Consider the following 2905-nt stretch of genomic DNA (forward strand, 5'->3'; position numbering starts at 1 on the left):
TTGTCGCTTGCAATATTTTTTATTTTGCTTGCAAGTTATTTCAGATTTACGAATAAATTTGATAAAATACTCGACAATATGGAATCGATTAGCGATAAAATTAACAATATAGCTTCTTTTGTGGATTCGGAAGCGGACAGAACTAAAAGAACTTTGGACGATATGCATGACGCTTTCGACAATATAACGAACAGCGTATATAATTTTACTTCCGCCGCAAAAGGCTGGACGGAAAATTTAAGCATAGCGAATATAATAAAATCTATAATCAATTTGTTTAGAGGCAGGCAGGAATCCGATGACGATTTTTAGAAAATCATTCGTTTTTATAATTTCAATTTTTATTTTTGCATTATCTTTATGTTTATACGGGCAAGATAATGATTGGGTTATAAGAATAAGAGATTCGCAGGGAGAGATAAAAAAACTTTTTGCGGTTAATGATTTCATGAGCGAGCTTTCAAATATAGTCGTTTTAAGAGGACTTCCAACCGAAAATTTGAATATGCTTCTTACGAACGATTTACAATTATGGCAATTCGCATCTCAACTTATAGAGCAGGAATTGGTATATATGAAAGCGGTTGAAGAAGGTTTCGATAAAGACGAAGAATTGACTTCCACAATTTCAAGAGAAAGAGACAATCAAATCGCTCAATTATATATGCAAAGCAAATTAAGAGACGGTTTCGATGTCGTTTCGGAAGAAGAGAAGAGACAATTTTTTAATAATAATAGAGAAAGATTGCAGGCTGCGAGAGGAAATAATATTCGCTACGAGCAAGTCGCTATGGATATAGAATATACGATATTGCAAGAGAGAATGAGAAACGAATACGATAGAATCATTAACGAAGCGAGAACGAATTATAAACTCGAATATTCTTCCACAAGGGACCCATGCGTGATTATTGACGATAAACAAATTCCATTGTCGAATTTTAACGAAATGTTTAATCAGACTTTAAGACAATCGGGAGAAAATATTCCGCCAGCTTTGAGAGTTCAGGCGAGAGACAATATGTTTAACGCTTTTGTCGCAAGAGAGATAATGATTTACGAAGCGAATAAAGTCGGTTTTTACGATAATCCCGAAGCGAAAGCGATTGAAAATTATATTACGAGAACCGCCGTTGTGGCGCATTATATAGAAAAAACTATAAGGTCGACTATTTTAGAACCTACAGAAGAAGAGATAAATCAAGTTTACGAACAATACGGAAGATTATACAGAATAGATTCTCTTCCTTACGCGGAAGCGCAAAAAGCTTTGGAGACTTTGGTTATAGAAGCGAAAACTCAACAAAGGTATCAAATACTTACAACCGATTTAAGATATAGATATAATATTGAAAAAAATCTTTCTCTTGTTGAAAATCTTGGAAAGAGTGAAAATGTTAATTAATAATTGAAAAATAATTTATGAAAAGATATTTTATATATTTCTTACTTTTATTTGCCATACTTTCTAATTATCTATTTGCGATTAGAAACGATTATTATTTCGATGTGTCGCCTTTGATACAAAAAGATAAAATGTTTTCGATTGGTATTGGCGGAGTTTTTGAAGAATATAATTCTTGGTTTCAAGATGGAAAGTTGTATATTTTGGACCCTTACAACCAGAATATAAGCAGAAGAGATATTTATTTTACTATCGCTCCTTTTTTTAATATTCGTCCGATTAGATTTGTAGAAATTGGAGCTTCGGCAAGTTTTTTGTATCAAAGACAAGATTCGAGAAACGATTTGACGGCTATGACAAATAAAACCGACAGTTTCGGCTTTAAGGATATAGATGCAAATATTAAAATTACGATGGTCGATTGGTATTTGTCGATAGGGGCAAAATTCGGATTTAGTTATAGTTTCGCCAAAAGTTCTTTTTTATACGAGCAAGCGAGAGACAATTTTAATTTTTACGGAAATATTATGATAGCGGGAGTTCCGAAAGTTATTCCCGTTAATTTTTTATTCTGTTATATTTTCGATACGAGAGACAATTTGCTTACGGATATATTAAGATACGGAGAGATAATCGGAGGAGTCGAACTTATAACTTCTCCTTTCATAACGATATACACGGGAGTAAGTTATTTGTTTCCTTATACGAAAGATTTTACTCTCACTTATGTCGAGCCTTTCGTTAAAGTTAAAGCTACCGTATCGGATTTTCTTTATATGACGGTTTCTTACAATAAAATAGTTTGGGGAAGCGGAAATATTCCAAACACTTCGACTTTTAATTTTTCAATAGAATATATGTTTTATTCTCCAAAATGGAGCTGGTGGCATATCGGAGAGCTTGGAAAAAAGAATAAATCCAAATAGAAAATATGATTATTCTTTTACTTATTAAAAAAACAACTCCGTTTAGATTTCGTAATTCTGCATTTATGGTATTGCTCCAATTTATTAAAAATAATTTTACAATTTTTAATTATGCATTTCTTTTGATACATTTAAATTTGAAATAATAAGTCATAATGAAAGTTATGCCTTTAATCATAATAAAAAATTTTTGCCGTAGATGGAAATAATCAATCGTTGTCATTACGAGGTTTTGTAAAAAACCGAAGTAATCAAATACGTGCGGATTGCCACGCAATGACAATTAACCTATTGACAAAAAGAATAGGTTTAAATGATTTTTAATTATTTCTTATCGTTTTGAAATTTGAAATAAGAAATCTCATCAACCATATTTTCCGTTCTGTCCGAAACTTCCTTACTCGACATAGCGCTATCTTGAGCCATATTGGAATTCTCCTGCGTTATATTGTTTAATTCCATCACAGCTTGATTTATCTGCTCTATTCCGCTCTCTTCTTGTATAGACGAATTCGCTATTCCCGTCAATACTTCAGAAACCTCGTTTACCGATTTTTCTATCTCGCTTAAAAGT

The 2905-nt window shown here is 32.2% G+C and carries 3 protein-coding genes and 1 pseudogene; 3 read left to right on the forward strand and 1 reads right to left on the reverse strand.

What is annotated here, in order from left to right; genetic code table 11:
• The 3 genes from EZH24_RS14150 to EZH24_RS09685 all read left to right on the forward strand — a co-directional run.
• On the forward strand, positions 1-312 hold a 312-nt coding region (locus tag EZH24_RS14150; protein ID WP_161976135.1), incomplete at its 5' end, for a DUF948 domain-containing protein.
• Positions 299-1405, forward strand: coding sequence for a peptidylprolyl isomerase (locus tag EZH24_RS09680; protein WP_137998949.1), 1107 nt, complete (start codon positions 299-301; stop codon positions 1403-1405). The genes EZH24_RS14150 and EZH24_RS09680, both read left to right, overlap by 14 nt.
• A gap of 17 nt (positions 1406-1422) precedes the next feature.
• The gene (locus tag EZH24_RS09685; RefSeq protein WP_137998950.1) at positions 1423-2331 is read left to right on the forward strand and encodes a hypothetical protein; all 909 of its coding nucleotides are present in this window, start codon (positions 1423-1425) and stop codon (positions 2329-2331) included.
• A gap of 324 nt (positions 2332-2655) precedes the next feature.
• On the opposite strand, the pseudogene EZH24_RS09690 reads toward EZH24_RS09685, so the two are convergent.
• Positions 2656-2905, reverse strand: a pseudogene (locus tag EZH24_RS09690) (methyl-accepting chemotaxis protein); the annotation flags it as partial.

The sequence above is a fragment of the Brachyspira catarrhinii genome (genome assembly GCF_005518285.1).
In the GTDB taxonomy this organism is placed as follows: Bacteria; Spirochaetota; Brachyspiria; order Brachyspirales; family Brachyspiraceae; genus Brachyspira; species Brachyspira catarrhinii.

Excerpts from the sequence above, each read along its gene's own strand:
- EZH24_RS09680 (WP_137998949.1), top strand. The coding sequence starts at position 299 with ATGACGATTTTTAGAAAATCATTCGTTTTTATAATTTCAATTTTTATT.
- EZH24_RS09685 (WP_137998950.1), top strand. The coding sequence starts at position 1,423 with ATGAAAAGATATTTTATATATTTCTTACTTTTATTTGCCATACTTTCT.